Here is a 1,731-nt window from a genome sequence, read left to right as displayed (position 1 = left end):
ATTGCGGCGCAGCACAACACCAAGCAGCCGGGGGTCGATGTCACGCACATCAGTGGCCGTTCCGCCCAGGACCACGCGGGCGGACGAGGCATTGTCAGCGATGGAGTCGAAGACAGTAATCTCCCAGTTGTGGATGCGGGAGTCGATGATCTCCAGGCTGGGCGTCACGAAAGCGGTAGCTCGCAGGACATCGGCCACGGTCACTCCGGGCCCGCGGAGCGGCCGGTCGAGCACGAAAGCGAGTTCGGGCTCCACCCGGGGCGCCAGCAGGCTGTCGGCCGGGATCTCGGTGCCTTCAAGTAGGAACATGTCGTCGAGCAGGACGCCGTAGTCGGGTTCGGAAACTCCGAACTGCTCACGCATGACCGCAGCGGTCAGTCCCACCTTGTGTCCCCGCACCCGGGCGCCCCCGGCGACACGCGCTGAGATGACCGCGCGCTGTACCTCGTAAGCGGCTGGGACGTCGAGGCCGGTATAGGTCTGGGTCAGCGGATTGATGGGGCGGCGGTCCCGCTCGGCTTCGGCGAGCCGACGAGCGGCTTCCTGTAGCTGATTCTGATGCATGCTTGGAGTCTCTCCAGGGCTGTGAGCAGGAACAATGGAGACGGTCCGTCCTGTGGACCAGTGCTGCAGGCAGCCGCGGGTCGGCTCTGGCTCCTGGCGAAGGGCATTAGGCATCGGCCAGGTGCGGCCTGGAGGGAAGGCGCGTCGGCTGATGGCCAGACTGCAGCACCCCAGCCCATCGCGTTGCGGGCACCAGAGCCGGAGGACGCGATGGGGCCGTAAGCGCGGCCTCGCGCCGGCGGTCACGCCTGGAAGTTGGGTTCGGGTCGCCGGTGACCGCTGCACGAGCTCAGGACTCGCGTACGTCGAACTCCTCGTCACGAGTCTCGGGCAATTTCACTACGCAGACGAGACTGACCAGACACAGCATGCTCACATACACTCCCAGGACCAGTGGGGACTCCCAGAGAGTGGTCAGCCACGAGGCCACCAGCGGAGCGAAGCCGCCACCGATGGTATTGGCGAGGATGAAAGCGGCAGATGCTCCGGTGTAGCGCAACCTGGCGGGGAACAGTTCGGCCATGAAGGCTGCCATCGGCGAGAACGTCATGATCTGCAGGACCTGGCCGATAATGAACGCCACGGTGATCAGCCAGATGTTGCGAGTGCTCAGTGAGCCGAACATGGGGAGCGCCCAGACCACAGACCCTGCCATCCCGTAGACCATGACGGGTCTTCGGCCTACCCGATCGGCCCAGCGTGCGAATGGGACCATCACCAATGCCGCCACGACGGCACCCGCGCTGATCGCGGCCAGGACGGAACGCTGCGGAATGCCCAGTTCAGTGGGGGCGTACGACAGTGTGTAAACGATGGTGAGGTAATACAACGCGGAACCGCCGACCGCGGAGCCGATGGCCAGCATCAGCCGTCTCGGAGAGCGGCCCGCCGCGGCCCCGGTCCGAACAGCCCGGAACGCAGCCGCCGGGAACCGCACCAGGGGCAGTCCGCACGGTGCGGTCCGTAACCGGGCGCGGGGGGAACCGGGGGCAACGGAGGCGGCGCCGAGGGGACGGAGGGTGCGGACATGGGCGGCTCCCGACGCGCGAGGAGGAGAACGAACGACAATCCAGGCAAAACGTTACGTAAGTGATCGCTGTCGGACGGGGAACGACGCCCCCCGGGCGCGGTGGGGACGGGCCCGCCGTCGTGTTAGACCCAGGCCGG

2 protein-coding genes are annotated in these 1,731 nt (G+C 66.8%); both read right to left on the bottom strand.

Annotation, left to right across the window (positions count from 1 at the left end; translation table 11 throughout):
- Positions 1–564: 2-keto-4-pentenoate hydratase (locus ACFW2E_RS46390; RefSeq protein ID WP_384478077.1), on the bottom strand; the 564-nt coding region annotated here is incomplete at its 3' end.
- A 289-nt stretch (positions 565–853) separates the two neighbouring features.
- On the bottom strand, positions 854–1,429 hold the full coding sequence (locus tag ACFW2E_RS46385) for an MFS transporter (RefSeq protein WP_384478075.1): 576 nt from the start codon (positions 1,427–1,429) through the stop codon (positions 854–856).
- Positions 1,430–1,731 lie beyond the last annotated feature (302 nt).

It is taken from the genome of Streptomyces sp. NPDC058964 (assembly GCF_042741275.1).
In the GTDB taxonomy this organism is placed as follows: Bacteria; Actinomycetota; Actinomycetes; order Streptomycetales; family Streptomycetaceae; genus Streptomyces.
Note: the sequence above shows the minus strand (reverse complement) of the source record. Positions and strands in the feature narration are given on the sequence as shown.

Bases quoted from the DNA above. Each gene is read 5' to 3' on its own strand.
- ACFW2E_RS46385 (WP_384478075.1), bottom strand. From the start codon at position 1,429: ATGCTGGCCATCGGCTCCGCGGTCGGCGGTTCCGCGTTGTATTACCTC.